Below are 17,490 nucleotides of genomic sequence, written 5' to 3' on the forward strand. Positions count from 1 at the left end.
TCCGATCGAGCTACCGGTTCCGATCAGCAGTCGAAGGATTTTCGCAGCAGCCAGTCCTGCGGCCTCGGTGCCGCCGCCGTAGCCTGACGAGCATCCCGGCCGTGACGGCCATCGCGACGGCGATCCCGGCACCGATGATCCAGGGATTGCCGAGGAGCCCTCCGACGCCTGCGAGTGCTCCGCCCGCCGCGATGAGCGGCAGGCCGCAGCAGAGCAGCAACGGAAGCGCGCAGCATGCCAGTAGGAGCAGCCCGGTCCCTGCGGCGACGATGGGACCGGCGCGCCGTTCGTCGCGGTCGTGATCGGCGCTCATCGTCTGCACCTCTTCCGGATGAGATCTCCCCGATTGCATGCGTTGCCGTTCATGCGCAGCACGAGAGCAGTGACGGGTCGGTGGTGAAGGACTTCGCGGCGATCCGGATGCCTTCGGTCATGGTCAGGTAGGGGGCCCAGGCGTCGGCGACTTCGGCGATGGTCTTGCCGAGCACGTGGACGCCTGCGGCGGCGAGTTCCCCGGCGTCCTTGGCGACGGCGGTGAGGCCGAGGATCTCGCTCGTATCGGCGTTCACGACGATCTTGATGAACCCGCGGGTGTCGCGGTTGATCACCGCCCGGGGCACATACTCCAGGGGCAGCACGCGGCAGTCGCAGCGGATCCCCGCGGCGACGACCTCCTTCTCGGTCATCCCGACCGCGCCGATCGCCGGTCCGGTGAACGTCACCCGCGGCAGATGGGAGTAGTCGACGGACCGGTCGGCGTCGGCGAACGCGTTCTCGGCGACGAGGGTGCCGTGGTGGGCCGCGACGTAGACGAACTCCGGGTGCCCGGTCACGTCGCCCGCGGCCCAGATCCGCGGGTTCGACGACTGCAGATGGTCGGAGACGACCACCTCGCCGGAGTCCCCGGTCTTCACCCCGACCGCATCGAGGTTCAAGCCGTCGGTGACGGGACGGCGTCCGAGGGCGACGAGCACCTGGTCGGCGCGGAACTCCTGCGAGCCGCCGGACACGTCCGCGGTAACCACGACCTGCCCGGTCGCCGCGTCCCGGGACACCCGGGTCGGCACCGCGCGGCGGACCACCCGGATGCCCTCGTCGGCGAACACCTCCTGCAGTGTCCGGGACACCTCCGGCTCCTCCTTCGACGCGAGCCGGGACCGCACCAGCACGGTGACCTGGGAGCCGAGGCGGGCGAACAGCTGCGTCTGCTCCAGGGCGACGTAGCCGCCGCCGAGCACCAGCATCGACTCGGGGACCTCGGTCAGGTCCATCGCCGTGGTCGAGGTCAGGTACCCGGCCTCGTCCAGGCCGTCGATCGGCGGAGCCCACGGCCGCGCACCGGTGGCGACCAGGTAGTGCTCGGCCTCGATCGTCTCGACCGCTCCGTCTGCGGCGGTGACCTCCAACACCGGCGCGTCCGGGGTGCCCGCGAACCCGGCGTCTCCCCGCCGGACGTGCCACCCGTATGAATCGGCGACGTCGGCGTACTTCTCGCCCCGCATCGTCTCGACCAACGCCTGCTTCCCGGCGATCAGCGCGGGCATGTCCACTGGGCCTGCCGTCGTCGCGATCCCCGGGAACCGGTCGGCGGCGTCGGCGGCGACGTGCCGTGCATCGGCGGCGGCGATGAGGGCCTTCGACGGCACGCAGCCCGTGTTCACGCAGGTGCCGCCGAGCGTGCCACGCTCGATCATCACCACCGACTTCCCGAGCATGGTCGCGCGAATCGCGGCGGCGAACGCTCCGCCGCCCGATCCGATGATGGCGAGATCGTACTTCGTAGGCATCGCTGCTCCCGTCAAGGCTTGGACTTCTGTTCCGTTTCAGCCATACTGGACCTTCCAGTGCAGGGGAAGGTCAAGCGTGGCCCCTGCCGAATGATCGGAGTCCGCAATGCGCATCGGAGAACTCGCCGAACGCGCGGGCACCACCTCGAAGACGCTCCGGTTCTACGAAGAGCAGGGACTGCTGCCCCCGGCCGACCGGACGCCATCCGGGTACCGCGACTACGCGCCCGACGCCGTCGCCCGGATCGACTTCGTTCACCGTGGCCAGGCCGCAGGCCTCACCCTCGCCCAGATCCGCCAAATCCTCGACATCCGCGACAGCGGCCACGCGCCCTGCGAGCACGTGCGAGACCTCCTCGACGCGCGCCTGGCCGAGATCGAGCAGCAGATCGCCCAGCTCACCACCCTGCACGGCACCATCGCCGACCTCCGGCACGACGCCGCGCACCCGGACCCCGACACATGCAGCCCAGACCAGGTCTGCCGGTACCTGTAGAGGGACGCGGACCGAGAAAACGAGAGCCATAACACGAACATGCGCTATGAGAACCCGCTCTACCTCGCCGAGGAGGCCGCCGCTCTCGATCTGCTTTCCGACCAGCGAGTGGCGTTGGGCATCAGTCGCGGGTCCCCGGAGCCCGCCCTGAGCGGATGGGAGGCCTTCGGCTACGAGGATCTCACCGAGCCGAAGGCCGCGAACATGGCCAGAGAGAAGTTCGATCGGTTCCTCCGGGCCGTCCGCGGCGAGGAACTTGCCCCGGCCGATCCGCAGCAGTTCGGTTCGGGGAAGCGTCTGCGCATCGAACCGCATTCCCCTGGCCTTGAACGCCGCATCTGGTGGGGAGCCGGGTCCGCCTCCACCGCCGAATGGGCTGCACAGCAGGGTGTGAACCTGATGAGTTCGACTCTGCTCACCGAGGCGACAGGCGCCGCATTCGGAGACCTGCAGGCCGAGCAGATCGCCAGGTACCGTCAGGCATGGAGCGCCGCGGGGCACGGATGGACTCCACGAGTGTCCGTCAGCCGCAGCATCTTCCCGATCACCACCGACCTCGACGACCTCTACTTCGGTCGGCGAGGGGCGGGCCAAGGGGATCAGATCGGCATCATCGACGACACACGGTCGACGTTCGGCCGTACCTACGCGGGCGAACCGGACAAGCTGATCGAAGAGCTCAAGGCCGACGCGGCGATCGCGGCAGCTGATACCCTCATGCTCACCATCCCCAGTCAGCTCGGCGTCGACTACAACCTGCATATCCTCGAGTCCTTTGCCCAGCACGTTGCGCCGGCGCTGGGGTGGGCTCCTGCCGGATAATGCTGAGACGCGGGGCCGAACCGAATTGCATGAACGTAGGATGAGACGAGGCAGAGACGACGAATAGCTGAGGGGGCCGCGTGAGCGAGAGCACGAAGATGACGCAGACGCAGCAGCGCATCCTCCTCATCGGCCTCGTTCCGCTCTTCATGTCCCTGCTGTCGGTGTCCAGCATCAACGTCGTCCTGCCCTCGATCGCTGCTGATATCGACGCCTCCACTTCGGCGCTGCAATGGGTGCTCACCGGTTATGCGCTGTCCTTCGGCGTGGTCCTCGTCGCCGCCGGACGTGCCGGAGACGTCTTCGGACGCGGACAGCTGTTCGTCATCGGAGTCGGTCTGTTCGGACTGTCCTCGCTCGTGGCCGGAATCGCCCCTGATCCGCTGACGCTCAACATCTCCCGAGTGACAATGGGGTTGGGCTCCGGATTCCTCAATCCGCAGGTCGTGGGCCTGCTGCAGCAGTACTTCCAGGGGCCGCCGCGCGGTCGTGCATTCGGGCTGATGGGCACCACCGTCGGTTTGTCGGTGGCCATCGGCCCTGTGCTCGGCGGTGCCCTCATCGCACTCTTCGGCAGCGACCTCGGCTGGAGAGCGACCTTCCTGGTCAATGTCCCCTTCGCCATCGCCTCCCTCATCCTCGCCCGGGCCTGGCTGCCTGCCGGAGCATGGCGACCCGCAGTCGACCAGGATGCGAAGAACTCCGATAGCGGGAAGGATCTCGACCCCGTGGGGGTCATCCTCCTCGGCGTCGGCGTGCTTCTCATCCTTCTGCCCTTCGTCGAATCATCGCTGGGCTGGTTCATCTGGCTGTCCCTGCCGATCGGCATCGGCATGATCTGGGTGTGGGCCCGGTGGGAGCGTCGATACGCGCGTCTGGGCCGTCCCCCGATGGTCGATCTCGATCTCTTCCGCATCCGCAGCTTCAGCAACGGTTCGATCATCATCGCCCTCTACTTCCTCGGCGTCACCAGCGTCTGGGTCCTCGTCGCCATGTACATGCAGCAGGGGCTGGGACACACAGCCCTGGCCGCGGGAATGATCGGTCTGCCGGCCGCGCTGTGCTCGGCGGTCTCAGCCGATGTGTCCGGACGGTTCGTCTTCCAGATCGGGCGCCGCCTCGTTGTCTGGGGGATCGCGCTGTGCCTCGTCGGTCTGGTGGCCACGATCGCCGTCGTCGCGCTGCTGTCCCAGGGCATCGGCAGCGAATGGTGGATGCTGCTGACCCTGGCGTTCATCGGCACCGCGCAGGGCATGGTCATCAGCCCCAATCAGACTCTCACCCTGCAGGAGGTCCCCCTGAGGTACGCCGGGTCCTCGGGAGGAGTGCTCCAGACCGGGCAGCGCATCGGCACTTCGATGGGGCTGGCGATCATGACCGCGCTGGCGTTCTCGATCACCGCGGTGAGCAATTGGCATTGGGGGATGATGGGGGCGTTCGTCGCGATCGCCGTCATCGTCATCCTCGCCGGTATCGTCGGTCTCATCGAGGTTCGCCGAGGCGGTCCCCGCCGGGCTTGAGTGCCGCTCGCGGCGCGCCCGGCCGAGTCAGGCAATCGTCAGCTGTCAGCGCAATAATGTTACGGATTTTAGACAATCCGCTGTGTCCGAATGTGGAAGACTGTGAACGCACATCAGCCCATGGAAGGAAACACAGTGGTCGAGGCCGTACCCGATGACGAGCTGGAGCTCGAGGAACTCGTGCGCTCGGGCGGGATCGAAACCTATTTCGCCCCCGTCGTCGACGCACTGACCTTCCACCGAGTCGGCCACCAGATTCTGCAGGCTCCCACGGGTTCCCCGGAGTTGGGTCGCGCCGAGTCGGAGAACCTGCGCCACGCCATGCGCGCCTCGACGATCACGGGTGATATCGATGCCTCTCTGCGTGACTCTGCGCTGCGCACGGCAGAAGGTGCCGGACTGCCGAAGTCGAACCGTCTGTTCCTCCATGCCGAAGCTGAGTCTTTCGCGACCCTCGAGGACCGCACCGGAGAACCCGACCGCTCGGTCATCCTCCAGCTCGACGCCACTCGGGTCGCCTCGTCCCCGGCCTCCGTGCTGCGCTCGGTGCGCTCCGCACGCGCCATGGGATGGGGAGTCGGCATGTCTTCTGTGGGCGCCGACCTGCGCAGCACCGCTTTCGTCCCGCTGGTCAATCCTTCGGTGGTCGGACTCCACCCGGACGTTCTGCGCATCGACTGCGATTCTCATCTGGCCGAACTCAACCGCCTTCTCCACGCCCACCTCGAGCGCACGGGAGCGGTCATCCTCGCCGACGGTGTCGAGACTGAAGACGACCTGGACCGTGTGCGTGCGCTCGGGGCACGGTTCATGTCCGGACCCTACTTCGGTGAGGCCACGAAGCAGCCGCAGGCGTTCTCCGAGCCGAGCGAGGATGCCCTCGTCTCTCACTACTCTCGCAATCTGCCTGCGCTGGGCACCCCGTATTCGATCTCTCAGGGACTGCGGCGCGAGCCTCTGGTGATGAACCGCGAACTTCTCGTCGCTCAGATCGCGGCATTGGAAGAACGCGCTCTGGCATCGGGTACCGCAACCATCACCCTCGGCGTGTTCGGGGAGGACGACGAATTCTCCGAGGCGACGCGACTCCGGTACGAGAAGATCCGGGACACCGTGGGGCTCACGGCGATGTTCTCCGGCGGCTTCGACGGACCGCCGATTCCGGGAGTGCGCACCGGACTCGTCGACGCGTCCGATCCCATCCGCAACGAACACGGCGTCGTCGTGGTCGGGCCGGACTGGTCGGGCATGGTTGCCGCGTCGAAACGCAACGACCCGGGCAGCGACGGACAGACCGTCTTCGATGTCTACATCACGACCGACCGATACACATGCGTCGACGCCGCACGCAGCGTTCTCACTCGCGTCGCACCTCTCACCGCAACGGCGAAGCTGCGGACCTGAGCAGCGCGAGTCCGGGTGTCTCGACTCCGCTGAACGCACGTGTGATCCGAATGGGGAAGCGGACTCCGATGGTGCTAATGTTGTCTCGGCTGGCCCCCGTAGCTCAGCTGGTTAGAGCAGGGAACTCATAATTCCTTGGTCGTCGGTTCAAGTCCGACCGGGGGCACCATGCAGCGCGGCCCCACCTCTGTGAACATGAGTTGAGTGAGCTGTTTCCCTCCTCGGAGACGGTGCGCGCCGCTGTCTCCGACAGCAACTCGATGTCGTCGTCCTGGGAGTTGCGACAGCCCTGCTCCCATCACTTCGCCTGATTGACGACAGGCACTACCGACACCCGACGCCACCAGCGTCTTTGATGCTTGGCTGCACGTCGATCATCGACTATCATGTGGTCAGCACCTCCTTTCGGATCGTAGGGGAAGACGTATCCGAGGTAGGAGGCAGAAATGGATATGACACAGGGCGTACTCTTCGTCCACTCAGCACCTCGTGCGCTGTGCCCTCACATCGAGTGGGCAGCGGGCGGGGCTATCGGCGCACAGGCACGCTTCGACTGGACACCCCAGCCGGCAGCACCGGGCCTCGTGCGCGCAGAAGTCTGCTGGCGCGCGCCTGCAGGCTCCGGAGCTCGTATCGCATCCGCATTGCGCGGTTGGGACTCGCTTCGCTATGAAGTCACCGAGGAACCCTCGGCCGGAGTCGACGGCGGACGCTGGAGCCACACTCCCGATCTGGGCATCTACCACGCAGTGACCGATACCGCCGGCAACATCCTCGTTCCCGAGGACCGCATCCGCTCCGTCATGGAACGCGCTGCAGGCGACCCCGCGAAGTTCTCCTCGGAGATGGCGATCGCCCTCGGCGAGGCCTGGGACGAAGAACTCGACGCATTCCGCCACGCAGGCGAGGGCGCACCGGTGCGCTGGCTCACCAAGGTCGGCTGAGCCTTTCCTCTCGCCTCCGGGCCGCACAGTCACGTGACGGTTCGGATGGCTCACTGAAGCTCAATGGGCACACCTACCTGCCTCGGGTGTGCCCATTTTGCGTGCTCGCGAGCCTGAACCTCCTGCGCCACCAGGATCATGCGCACATGCGCAGACCGTTCTGATCCTTTCAAGCTACGTTCTTTCGCACAATTGGAAACGGCCCACTTTAAGCTGGATAGCACAGTTTCAAAACCGTGCTTTCCGGCTCAAAGTGGGCCGTAATGCTGTCTGGGGTCGCGCAGAGCCTCAGACGGAGCGGAACGCGACGACGGCGTTGTGACCGCCGAAGCCGAACGAGTTCGTGATCGCTGCGATATCGCCCGCCGGCAGCTCCTGGGGAGTGTCACGGACGATGTTGATTCCCTTGACCTTCGGGTCGACCTCGTCGATGTTGATGGTCGGGGGAGCGGTGCGAGTCTGCAGCGCCTTGACCGTGAGGATCGCTTCGACGGCACCGGTACCACCGAGGAGGTGGCCGGTCATCGATTTCGTGGCCGAGACCAGTGCATCGGAGACGTTGTCGCCGAGCAGTTCGCTGATGGCCAGCGATTCCGGAATGTCACCGACTGGAGTCGATGTGGCGTGTGCGTTGACGTGCTTGATGTCGGCCGCGGTGAGGCCGCCGGCGTCGAGTGCCTGCTGCATGGCAGCCAGCGCGTGCTTGCCCTCGGGCTCTCCGCCGGTGATGTGGTAGGCGTCGTTCGAGATGCCCCAGCTGGCCACCTCGGCGTAGATCTTCGCTCCACGAGCCTTCGCATGCTCCTCGGTCTCGAGGATCAGCGTGCCCGCGCCTTCGCCCATGACGAAGCCGTCACGGTCGATGTCGTAGGGACGCGAGGCGGTCTCGGGCGAATCGGAGCGACGCGACAGCGCCTGCATCGAATTGAACGAGGCGAGGGTGATCGGGTGGATCGCGGCTTCGGAACCACCGGCGATGATGATGTCGGCCTTGCCCGAATTGAGAACGTCATAGGCGTGGCCGAGGCTCTCGGTCGATGATGCGCAGGCGGAGACCAGGGTCTGGACCCCGGCGCGGGCCTTGAACTCCATTCCGATCGCGGCCGCGGGCCCATTGGGCATGAGCATGGGAACGGTCAGGGGCATGACCCGGCGCGGGCCTTCCTCCTGGAGGGTGTCCCAAGCATCGAGCAGAGTCCAGACTCCGCCGATGCCAGTGGCCCAGGAGACAGCGGTGCGTTCCGGATCGGTCTCCTCGAGGCCGGCGTCGGCCATGGCTTCACGAGCGGAGATGAGAGCGAATTGGCTCGAGGGGTCGAGGCGCTTGGCCTGAACCCGCTTGAGGTTGTCGGGCACGACCTGTGGGTCGACCTGCGCTGCGAAGTCCACGGCGAGGCCGTACTTCTCCGACCAATCGTTGTCCATTGTGTGAACGCCGGATTGACCTGCCAGGATGGCTTCCCAAGTGGCATCGACAGTCGCGCCCAGGGGGGTTACCGCACCGATTCCGGTGACGACAACTTTAGATGTCATGGTACAAACCTCGTCGATAGTGTGGACACGGCCCGTCTGTGGACGGGCCGTGTGCGGCTGCTGTGTCTCAGGCTTCCTGAGCTTTGTTGATGTAGTCGACAGCGTCCTGAACGGTGACGAGGTCCTTGACGTCGTCATCGGGGATCTTCACGCCGAACTTCTTCTCGGCGTTGACGACGATGGTCATCATCGAGATGGAGTCGATGTCGAGGTCATCGGTGAACGACTTGTCGGCTTCGACTGCTTCGACAGCCAGGCCGGTCTCTTCGTTGACGATCTCTGCCAGCCCAGCGAGGACTTCAGCTTCGGTGAATGCCATTTCTTTCCTACTTTCTGATTTCGGTCGAGGGTTTTTCGACCGTTTGAGGAACTTTTCGACGAGTGTCCCGCCGAATATCTTAGGACATTCACGGAGAGTTTTCCGTGAATGGGTGTGTCTCAGGGCAGGCGTACGACCTGGGCACCGTAGACGAGGCCCGCCCCGAAGCCCATCTGCAGGGCGAGACCGCCGCTGAGCTCGGGCTGTTCGCGCAGCAGCCGTTCGGTGGCCAACGGGATCGATGCCGCAGAAGTGTTCCCGTTGTCGGCGATGTCACGAGCGATGACGACGGACTCGGGAAGCTTCAGCTGCTTGGCGAGCTCATCGATGATGCGCATGTTCGCCTGGTGCGGAATGAAGGCAGCGAGATCCTCGGCTTCGATTCCGGATGCGGCGAGGGCTTCCTTGGCAACCTCGGCGCCGTCCCACACCGCCCAGCGGAAGACGGTCGGTCCATCCTGACGCAGGGTCGGGAAGGACAGCTCGCGATCGTCGCGGATGTCATAGAGCGAATCGGTCATCCGGATCGTCGACCAGTTCTCGCCCTTCGAACCCCACACGGTCTTCGAGATGCCGGGTTCGTCCGCGGAGCTGACGACGACGGCGCCGGCTCCGTCACCGAGGATGAAGGAGATCGAGCGATCCTCAGGGTCGATGACCTCGGAGAGCTTCTCGGCGCCGATGACGAGGATGTTGTCCATCGTTCCGGCGCGCACGAGAGCATCGGCCTGGGAGATGCCGTAGCAGTAGCCGGCGCACGCGGCGCTGATGTCCCACGCCGGGATCGGGCCGGTGCCCAGCCGCGCGGTGAGAGCGGCGGCTGCTGAGGGCGTGAAGTACTCGAAGGTGACTGTGGAGATGATGATGCCGCCGATGTCCTCGGGCCTGAGGCCCGCCGAGGCGATCGCTTCGAGCGCGGCCTCTTCGGACATATCGAGGACGCCGACATCCTTGCTGGCACGACGACGGGTGATGATGCCCGTACGCTGACGGATCCATTCGTCGGAGGAGTTGATCGGTCCGGCGATATCGTCATTGCTGACGAGATTCTCCGCACGGTAGGCGCCGATTCCGGCAATGCGGGAGAAAGTGCCGAGCTCGGCAGTCTTGAGTGTAGGCATGGCGTCTTCTTTCGATTCTCAGGCGTGGGCTGCCGCGAACTCACGCGCGCCGTCGAGGTCGGCGGCCGATTTGATGGCGAATGTCTCGACGCCCTTCATAGCGCGTCGAGCGATTCCGGTGAGTGTTCCACCGGGGACGAGTTCGATCATTCCGGTGATCCCGGCACTCAGCAGCGTCTCCTGGCACAGGTCCCAGCGGACCGGGTTCGTGACCTGCCTGACCAGGCGGTCGACGTACTCGCGCCCGGTTTCGACCGCGGTGCCGTCGGAGTTGCTGAGGATCGAGACGGTGGGATCGGAGACCTCCATCGCCGAGGCGGCGGCAGCGAGATCATCGGTGGCCGCGGCCATGTACTCGGTGTGGAAGGCACCGGCCACGGCCAGCGAAATGACCCGGGCGCGCTCCGGCGGGTTCTCGGCCAGTGCCTCGAGAGTGTCGAGGGATCCGGCGGCCACTGTCTGACCTCCGCCGTTGACGTTGGCGGGGCTGGCGCCGGCGGCCTCGATGGCGGCGAGAACGTCCTCAGGCTGGCCTCCGACCACGGCGGACATCCCTGTCGGGGTGGCGGCTGCAGCCGCGGCCATTCCATCGGCTCGCACCTTGACGAAGCGCATGGCATCGGCAGGTGTGAAGACGCCTGCGATCTGCGCGGCGGCGATCTCTCCCACCGAGTGTCCGGCGACGACGGCAGGGCTGACGCCGAGTTCGGCAGCGCAGGCGATGGCGGAAGCGACGAGCAGAGGCTGTGCCACCGCGGTGTCCTTGATCGTCTCATCGTCGGATTCGGTTCCGTGCAGACGCAGATCGATCCCCGAGGCGGTCGAGAGTTCGTCGATCTGTGCCGAGAAGGTGTCGAGTTCGAGGAATGAACTCAGGAAACCGGTCTTCTGGGCTCCCTGGCCCGGACAGGTGATTGCAAGCACTCAGTTCTCTTTTCGTTGGGTTCCGTTGATCAATCTAATGGATGCTGTGCCGATCTCAATGAGATTTGTCGTTGTTCGACAATACGCCGTCCTCGGACAGTCGCCCATAGACCAAGGCGATGTGGATGACGAAGGCATCACGCGACGTCGTCGGATCGAGCCCGATGGCATCGGTGATCTTCCGCAGCCGGTAGCGGACGGTGTTCGGGTGCACGGACAGCGCCTTGGCCGTGGCTTCGAGCGAGGACCCGAATTCGACATAGGCGCTCACGGTCTTCAGCAGCTGGCCCGTTCCCGAGGTCAGCGGCACGTAGTAGCGTTCGATGAGTTCGGTCAGAGCGATCTGGTCCCCGGACAGGGCGCGCTCGGGCAGAAGGTCATCGGCCTTGACCGGACGAGGGGAGTCCGGACGAGCGGTCGCCGCCTTGAGCGCCCGGATCGCCGCCTTCGCCGAGGTGGCCGCCTCGGCGAGGCCCGGCACTGCGGGTCCGACGATGACTTCGGAAGGGCCGAAGCAGTCCGAGAGGTCCTCGACGGCATCGTCGAGCTCGGTGACCCCGCCGAGGACGATGAGCAGGCGGTTGTCGTGGATGCCGACGAGCGCATCATCGGCCCACCGACTGGCCTTGCGGCGAATGCCGTCCAATCCCTTCTTCGCCGAGCGCTGCGGGGCACGGCCGACGATGACGCACACCGGGCCCTCGGACTGCCATCCGAAGGCCGCCGTGCGGCTGGCGAGTTCGTCGACGGAGTCGCCGCGGACGAGGGCGTCGACGACCATCGCCTCGAGTCGGGCGTCCCAGCTGCCTCGGGCCTCGGCGGCCCGGGCGTAGACGTCGGCCGCGGCGAACGCGATCTCACGGGAGTAGACGAGGACGGCCTCACGCAGGGCCGGCTGTTCGACGGGGCGAGCGATGTCCGGGACACGCTCCTCGACGACCTCGACGACGATCTTGAGCAGCTGCAGGGTCTGCTGCAGGCTGATGGCGCGGATGAGGTCGCGTGGTGCGGTCTTGAAGATGTCGGAGACCACGCGCAGATTCGTATCGGGTTTGCGATACCAGTCGACGAACGAGGAGATGCCCGATTGGGCGAGCAGTCCCACCCAGGAGCGGTCGGATGATGACATCGTGCGGTACCAGGGCAGCTGCGCCTCGAGCCGCTGCAGAGTCACCGAGGACAGGACACCCACTCCGGCACGCAGTCTGCGGGCGGTTTCGGCGCGACGGCGCAGCGTCTCGGCATCAGACATCATGAACACGAGTTTAGATGACTGACGACAATCCGGTTGTCACCGACATACAAAGATCCTGAAAAGATGACAAATATGGCCGGAGTCTTGAAGACTCCGGCCATATCAGCGCTCAAGTGGGCGAGTGAGCTCAGGCGCCTGCCCCTTCGGTCGAACCGGAGCTGCCGGCACGGACATCGTGGAGCTGGTACTTCTCAGCCGCCTCGGCGGCCTTGTCGATCGAGATCTTGCCGGTGTCGGCCAGCGAGATGAGCGCCTGCGTGACCACGGACGGGCCGTCGACGAGGTAGTAGCGGCGTGCCGCGGGACGAGTATCCGAGATTCCGTAGCCGTCGGTTCCCAGCGAGGTGAAGTGGCTGGGCACGTACTGACGGATCTGGTCGGGAACGGCGCGCATATAGTCCGAGGTCGCGATGACCGGGCCTTCGGTCTCGGCCATCTTCTCGGTCACATACGGGATGCGCGGTTCGGACTGCGGGGTCTTCAGGCGCTCGTTCTCCGCGTCGAGCCCATCGCGGCGCAGCTCGGTCCACGAGGTCACCGACCACACATCGGCCGAGACGCCCCAGTCCTGATCGAGCAGCTCCTGAGCTTCGAGCACCCACGGCACCCCGACGCCCGAGGCCATGAGCTGAACCTTCGGACCGCCGTTGTCGGGGCCCTTCTTCAGCAGGTAGAGGCCCTTGAGCACGCCGTCGACATCGAGGTCCTCCGGTTCGGCCGGCTGGACCATCGGCTCGTTGTACATCGTGATGTAGTAGAGCACGTCGGGGTCACGCTCATCGGCGGGATCGTACATCCGGTGGATGCCGTCCTTGACGATATGCGCGATCTCGTAGCTGTAGGCCGGATCGTAGGAGACCACCGACGGATAGGTCGAGGCGAGCACGTGCGAATGTCCGTCGCCGTGCTGGAGACCTTCGGCCACGAGGGTGGTGCGTCCCGCAGTGGCGCCGAGGACGAATCCGCGGGCCATCTGGTCACCTGCTGCCCAGAAGAAGTCACCGGTGCGCTGGAAGCCGAACATCGAGTAGAAGATGTAGAACGGGATCATCGGCTCACCGTGCGTGGCGTACGAGGTGCCGACCGCGGTCAGCGCCGCGGTCGCTCCGGCCTCGTTGATGCCGACGTGGAGCAGCTGACCGTCCGTGGCCTCCTTGTAGGCGAGGAACAGGTCGCGGTCGACGGAGATGTAGTTCTGCCCATGCGGGTTGTAGATCTTCGCAGTCGGGAAGAACGAGTCCATGCCGAAGGTGCGGGCCTCGTCGGGGATGATCGGCACGATCCGGTGACCGAACTCCTTCTCCCGCATCAGGTCCTTGAGTACGCGCACGAAGCCCATCGTGGTGGCGATCTCCTGCTTGCCGGATCCGCGGCGCCCGGCCTGATAGGCCTTGTCCGACGGCAGCTTGAGATCGATATGAGTCGACCGACGCTCGGGGGAGTAGCCGCCGAGCTCCGCACGACGCTCCTGCATGTACTTGATCTCGGGAGCGTCGACTCCCGGGTGGTAGTACGGAGGCAGCTTCGGGTTGTCCTCGAGCTGCTTGTCCGAGATCGGGATCTGGAAGTGGTCACGGGCGAGCTTGAGATCGTCGACCGTGAGCTTCTTCATCTGGTGCGTGGCGTTGCGGGCCTCGAAGTGAGGTCCGAGCGAGTAGCCCTTGACCGTCTTGACGAGGATGACTGTCGGCTGACCGGTGTGCTCCATCGCGGCCTTGTAGGCTGCGAAGACCTTGCGGTAGTCGTGGCCGCCGCGCTTGAGGTTCCAGATCTGTTCGTCGCTGTAGTTCTCGACCATCGCCTTCGTCCGCGGGTCGCGGCCGAAGAAGTTGTCACGCACGAACCCGCCGGACTCGCCCTTGTAGGTCTGGTAGTCGCCGTCAGGGGTGGCGTTCATCAGGTTGACGAGCGCACCGTCGCGGTCCTTGGCCAGCAGCGCGTCCCATTCGCGACCCCAGACGACCTTGATGACGTTCCAGCCGGCGCCGCGGAAGTAGGACTCGAGCTCCTGCATGATCTTGCCGTTGCCGCGGACGGGTCCGTCGAGACGCTGCAGGTTGCAGTTGATGACGAAGTTGAGGTTGTCGAGCTCTTCGAAGGCGGCGACGTGGAGCATGCCGCGGCTCTCGGGCTCATCGAGCTCGCCGTCACCGAGGAAGGCCCAGGTCTGCTGCTGTGAGGTGTCCTTGATCCCGCGGTTGTGCAGGTACTTGTCGAACTGCGCCTGCGCGATCGCGTTCATCGGTCCGAGCCCCATCGACACCGTCGGGTGCTCCCAGAAGTCGGGCAGCTGGTGCGGGTGGGGGTAGGACGGCAGACCCTGCGGCTTGCCGTCGATGAAGTGCGACTGCTGCTGGCGGAATCCGTCGAGCTGCTCGGCGCTCATCCGGCCTTCGAGGTAGGCGCGGGCGTACATGCCGGGGGAGGCATGGCCCTGGTAGAAGATGTGATCTCCGCCGCCGGGATGATCCTTGCCGCGGAAGAAGTGGTTGAGGCCGACCTCGTAGAGAGTCGCCGAGGAGGCATAGGTGGAGATGTGTCCGCCGACCTCGACACCGGGACGCTGGGCACGGTGGACGAGCATGGCCGCATTCCAGCGGTTCCAGCGGCGGTAGCGGCGTTCGACCTCTTCGTCGCCGGGGAACCAGGGTTCGTTCTCCGGACCGATGGTGTTGACGTAGTCGGTGGCCGTGAGGCTGGGCACGCCGATCTGCTTCTGGCGCGAGCGCTCGAGCATGCGCAGCATGACATAGCGCGCTCGAGACCGACCGCCCTCGTCGATGAGGCCATCGAGGGAGGCCAGCCACTCAGCGGTCTCCTCCGGGTCGATGTCGGGCACCTGGCTGGGCAGCCCGTTGAGGATGGGTCCGCCCTGATTCCGATTGTCCACGATGTGGTCCTCTCTTCAGCTCCACGATCTTCTTTGGTGTAGAGACCGTGTCCATCGGATGGTGTGTGCTCCGCAGGTTGTCTGAGCCCAGAGGCCACCCGATACACCTGTCAGCCTAGTACGCGCACCCGAACTTCGCGCTCCCGCGAAGTTGTGATCTCTCTGACGCACGTGCCCGGCGATGAGACATGGTCGCAGTCCGGTGCGCTGTTTGGGTGCTGTTTGAGTGTGCTTGCCGCGCGCGGACGCGCGGATATTTGCACCTTGACCACTGTTGGCGGAACAATACAGGCATGAGCAACTCCGCTTCTGAAAGGACATCCTCCACTTCGACCCTCGCAAACGAGCTGGGACACAACCTCGGCTTGAACAAGGGCGACTATGTGCAAGAGGTCGGTTATGACGATGACGTCGATCAGGCACTCTGCGAGGCGATCGAGAACATCATCGGAGACAAGATCGCCGACGGCGAAGAGGATGATGTCTACGACGTGATCCTCATGTGGTGGCGGTCCGACGACGATGACCTCATCGACGGCCTCGTCGACGCCCAGACCACGTTGAAGGAGGGCGGAGTCGTGTGGCTGCTCAGCCCGAAGGCGAACCGCCCGGGACACATCAGTCCCGCAGACATCTCCGAAGCGGCTCCCACCGCCGGAATGCACGTGACCTCCACGGTCAGTGCCGCCGATGACTGGGCCGGATTTCGGCTCGTGGGCAAGAAGAACTATTCATGATCCTGCGGCCCGGTGACCGGGCCCCGGATCTCACCCTTCCCGATCATCTCGGATCGGTCATCACCCTCACCGAGGCTGCCCCGCACGCTGCCCGCGTGCTCGCATTCGTTCCGTTCGCCTTCTCTCCGATCTGCGGAGACGAGCTCGCCGCCCTCGACGGGTGGCAGGAGCGGATGCGGCAGGGCTCGCATGCGGTCGACGTCATCGTGGTGTCCACGGACTCCAAGTACACCTTGGCGGCGTGGGCGGCGCAGGCGAGCGCCGACGTCACTCTGGCCTCGGACTTCTGGCCCCACGGTGAAGCCGCACGTGCCTTCGGGGTCTTTGATGAGATTCACGGAGTCGCCGAACGAGGAGTCTTCGTCATCTCATCTGCGGGTATGATCGTGAGTGGCAGGCAGGTCGCCCGCACAGAGACTCGGGACTTCTCCGAGGATTTCGCTGCAGCGCTGTCCAGCCTCTGACAAACGACCCACCACCGAAGTGCCGATCGTCGGCACCTTCGGAGACTGCTGAGGAGGACACCTCATGGCCACGCTGTTCACGAAGATCATCAATGGAGAGGTCCCCGGCACCTTCGTCTATCAGGATGACAAATGCGTGGCATTCCTCGATGTCGCTCCGATGACCGAAGGCCATGTGATGGTCGTTCCCCGTGAGGAGATCTCCCATTGGATCGACGCCGATGCGGACCTTCTCGCTCATCTCACCGCGGTGGCGAAATCGATCGGCGAAGCACAGAAGCGAGCATTCGACTGCGACCGCATCGGCCTCCTCATCGTCGGCTACGAGGTTCCGCACCTGCACATCCACGTCCTGCCGACGACGTCGATGGATGACTTCGACATCTCTGACCGTGCTCCGATGCAGACTCCGGAACAGCTGGAGGCGCCTGCCGAGAAGATCCGACAGGCGCTCTCCGAACTGTCCTGAGCCAGTCGGCGCCGGATTCGGCCGGGTCAGAGACCGTGGGCCTCGAGCCAGCGGTCGAGCGAGTCTCTCACGAGCTCGGCGCCGACGGCTCCGCCGTAGTTGGCACCGAATCGAGGGTCGTCGACGTACATCTGGCCGAGGCCGCGTACGTAGCCCGCGAGGTCTCCCTCGGGATCATTCGCTGGGGTGCCCGGAACCGCTCGCAGCCACTCGATATGGCGTTCGGCGAGTTCCTGGCAGCGGTCCGATTCGGGCCGTGCCCCATCCTCGGCGGCGGCGATCCAGTCCTCGGACAGAGAGCCGACGCGAGCCTTCCACTCCCGTTTCTCCTCGGGGGACTGCCGGGACCACCATTCGTCTCCCCGCCGGTAGGCGTCGGCACCCCAGCGCCTGGTCACTTCCTCTTCGTGTTCGCGATGGTCGAAGCCATCGAACATCTCTTCAGCCATGAGCGGCTCACCTGCCTTCAATCGTGTGATGGTCGCGGTGACGGCGGCGAGCTGTCGGTCGAGCCGGTCTCTCTCGCGTCCGAGCGAGACCAGATGCTGCGACAGCGCTTCGACCGGATCGTCTCTCCGATCGAGCACCTCGGCGATCGTCGTCAATGACAGACCCAGCTCCTTGAGCAGCATGATGCGCTGGAGTCGCACCAGTGCCGCTTCGTCATAGCAGCGGTAGCCGTTGGCGGCGATCGAGGTCGGCGGCAGCAGACCGATGGCGTCGTAATGACGCAGAGTTCGGCTCGTCGTTCCCGTCAGCCGCGCGATTTCCTGAATGGACCAGTCCATGTTTGACAGCTTAGAAG

At 65.2% G+C, this 17,490-nt stretch carries 17 protein-coding genes and 1 tRNA gene; 9 read left to right on the plus strand and 9 right to left on the minus strand.

Features of this window, described 5'->3' with window-relative positions:
- Window positions 1-10: 10 nt before the first annotated feature.
- Window positions 11-313: a mercuric ion transporter MerT gene (locus tag GUY30_RS08145; RefSeq protein ID WP_081275423.1), complete on the minus strand. Its 303-nt coding sequence runs from the start codon at window positions 311-313 to the stop codon at window positions 11-13.
- A 49-nt stretch (window positions 314-362) separates the two neighbouring features.
- The gene (gene merA, locus GUY30_RS08150) at window positions 363-1,787 is read right to left on the minus strand and encodes a mercury(II) reductase (RefSeq protein ID WP_035123389.1); all 1,425 of its coding nucleotides are present in this window, start codon (window positions 1,785-1,787) and stop codon (window positions 363-365) included.
- A 106-nt stretch (window positions 1,788-1,893) separates the two neighbouring features.
- Here merA and GUY30_RS08155 point away from each other — a divergent pair, with 106 nt between their 5' ends.
- From GUY30_RS08155 to GUY30_RS08180, 6 genes are all read left to right on the plus strand, one after another.
- A complete protein-coding gene (locus tag GUY30_RS08155; protein WP_035123387.1) occupies window positions 1,894-2,283 on the plus strand; it encodes a heavy metal-responsive transcriptional regulator in 390 nt (129 codons plus the stop codon).
- A gap of 39 nt (window positions 2,284-2,322) precedes the next feature.
- Complete coding sequence (locus tag GUY30_RS08160) at window positions 2,323-3,105, plus strand: LLM class flavin-dependent oxidoreductase (protein WP_167196014.1); 783 nt, start codon at window positions 2,323-2,325, stop codon at window positions 3,103-3,105.
- Window positions 3,106-3,203: 98 nt separating this feature from the next.
- The gene (locus GUY30_RS08165; protein ID WP_167200827.1) at window positions 3,204-4,625 is read left to right on the plus strand and encodes an MFS transporter; all 1,422 of its coding nucleotides are present in this window, start codon (window positions 3,204-3,206) and stop codon (window positions 4,623-4,625) included.
- Between the two features lie 135 nt (window positions 4,626-4,760).
- A complete protein-coding gene (locus GUY30_RS08170) occupies window positions 4,761-6,029 on the plus strand; it encodes an EAL domain-containing protein (protein ID WP_228281818.1) in 1,269 nt (422 codons plus the stop codon).
- A 92-nt stretch (window positions 6,030-6,121) separates the two neighbouring features.
- A tRNA-Ile gene (locus GUY30_RS08175) sits at window positions 6,122-6,198 on the plus strand.
- Window positions 6,199-6,481: 283 nt separating this feature from the next.
- The gene (locus GUY30_RS08180; RefSeq protein WP_039211244.1) at window positions 6,482-6,973 is read left to right on the plus strand and encodes a DUF3145 domain-containing protein; all 492 of its coding nucleotides are present in this window, start codon (window positions 6,482-6,484) and stop codon (window positions 6,971-6,973) included.
- 288 nt (window positions 6,974-7,261) lie between these two features.
- Here GUY30_RS08180 and GUY30_RS08185 read toward each other — a convergent pair whose 3' ends face one another.
- The 6 genes from GUY30_RS08185 to aceE form a co-directional block, all read right to left on the minus strand.
- Window positions 7,262-8,506 carry a beta-ketoacyl-[acyl-carrier-protein] synthase family protein gene (locus GUY30_RS08185; protein WP_167196019.1) on the minus strand — a complete coding sequence of 415 codons (1,245 nt, stop codon included), beginning with the start codon at window positions 8,504-8,506 and terminating at the stop codon, window positions 7,262-7,264.
- Window positions 8,507-8,573: 67 nt separating this feature from the next.
- Window positions 8,574-8,825: an acyl carrier protein gene (locus GUY30_RS08190; protein WP_025776743.1), complete on the minus strand. Its 252-nt coding sequence runs from the start codon at window positions 8,823-8,825 to the stop codon at window positions 8,574-8,576.
- Window positions 8,826-8,944: 119 nt separating this feature from the next.
- Window positions 8,945-9,946 carry a beta-ketoacyl-ACP synthase III gene (locus tag GUY30_RS08195; protein WP_167196022.1) on the minus strand — a complete coding sequence of 334 codons (1,002 nt, stop codon included), beginning with the start codon at window positions 9,944-9,946 and terminating at the stop codon, window positions 8,945-8,947.
- Between the two features lie 18 nt (window positions 9,947-9,964).
- Window positions 9,965-10,870, minus strand: a complete 906-nt coding sequence (locus tag GUY30_RS08200; protein ID WP_167196025.1) for an ACP S-malonyltransferase — start codon at window positions 10,868-10,870, stop codon at window positions 9,965-9,967.
- Between the two features lie 55 nt (window positions 10,871-10,925).
- Window positions 10,926-12,125, minus strand: a complete 1,200-nt coding sequence (locus tag GUY30_RS08205) for a PucR family transcriptional regulator (protein ID WP_101554016.1) — start codon at window positions 12,123-12,125, stop codon at window positions 10,926-10,928.
- 127 nt (window positions 12,126-12,252) lie between these two features.
- Complete coding sequence (gene aceE, locus GUY30_RS08210; protein ID WP_167196028.1) at window positions 12,253-15,015, minus strand: pyruvate dehydrogenase (acetyl-transferring), homodimeric type; 2,763 nt, start codon at window positions 15,013-15,015, stop codon at window positions 12,253-12,255.
- Window positions 15,016-15,308: 293 nt separating this feature from the next.
- Here aceE and GUY30_RS08215 point away from each other — a divergent pair, with 293 nt between their 5' ends.
- The 3 genes from GUY30_RS08215 to GUY30_RS08225 all read left to right on the plus strand — a co-directional run bounded on the left by GUY30_RS08215 (window position 15,309) and on the right by GUY30_RS08225 (window position 16,685).
- On the plus strand, window positions 15,309-15,752 hold the full coding sequence (locus tag GUY30_RS08215; protein WP_025780561.1) for a DUF3052 domain-containing protein: 444 nt from the start codon (window positions 15,309-15,311) through the stop codon (window positions 15,750-15,752).
- On the plus strand, window positions 15,749-16,216 hold the full coding sequence (locus tag GUY30_RS08220; protein WP_167196031.1) for a redoxin domain-containing protein: 468 nt from the start codon (window positions 15,749-15,751) through the stop codon (window positions 16,214-16,216). Before GUY30_RS08215 ends, GUY30_RS08220 begins: the two co-directional genes overlap by 4 nt.
- 64 nt (window positions 16,217-16,280) lie before the next feature.
- Window positions 16,281-16,685: an HIT family protein gene (locus GUY30_RS08225; RefSeq protein WP_167196034.1), complete on the plus strand. Its 405-nt coding sequence runs from the start codon at window positions 16,281-16,283 to the stop codon at window positions 16,683-16,685.
- 26 nt (window positions 16,686-16,711) lie between these two features.
- Here GUY30_RS08225 and GUY30_RS08230 read toward each other — a convergent pair whose 3' ends face one another.
- Window positions 16,712-17,473: a MerR family transcriptional regulator gene (locus tag GUY30_RS08230; RefSeq protein ID WP_167196036.1), complete on the minus strand. Its 762-nt coding sequence runs from the start codon at window positions 17,471-17,473 to the stop codon at window positions 16,712-16,714.
- Window positions 17,474-17,490 lie beyond the last annotated feature (17 nt).

It is taken from the genome of Brevibacterium pigmentatum (genome assembly GCF_011617465.1).
Lineage (GTDB): Bacteria > Actinomycetota > Actinomycetes > Actinomycetales > Brevibacteriaceae > Brevibacterium > Brevibacterium pigmentatum.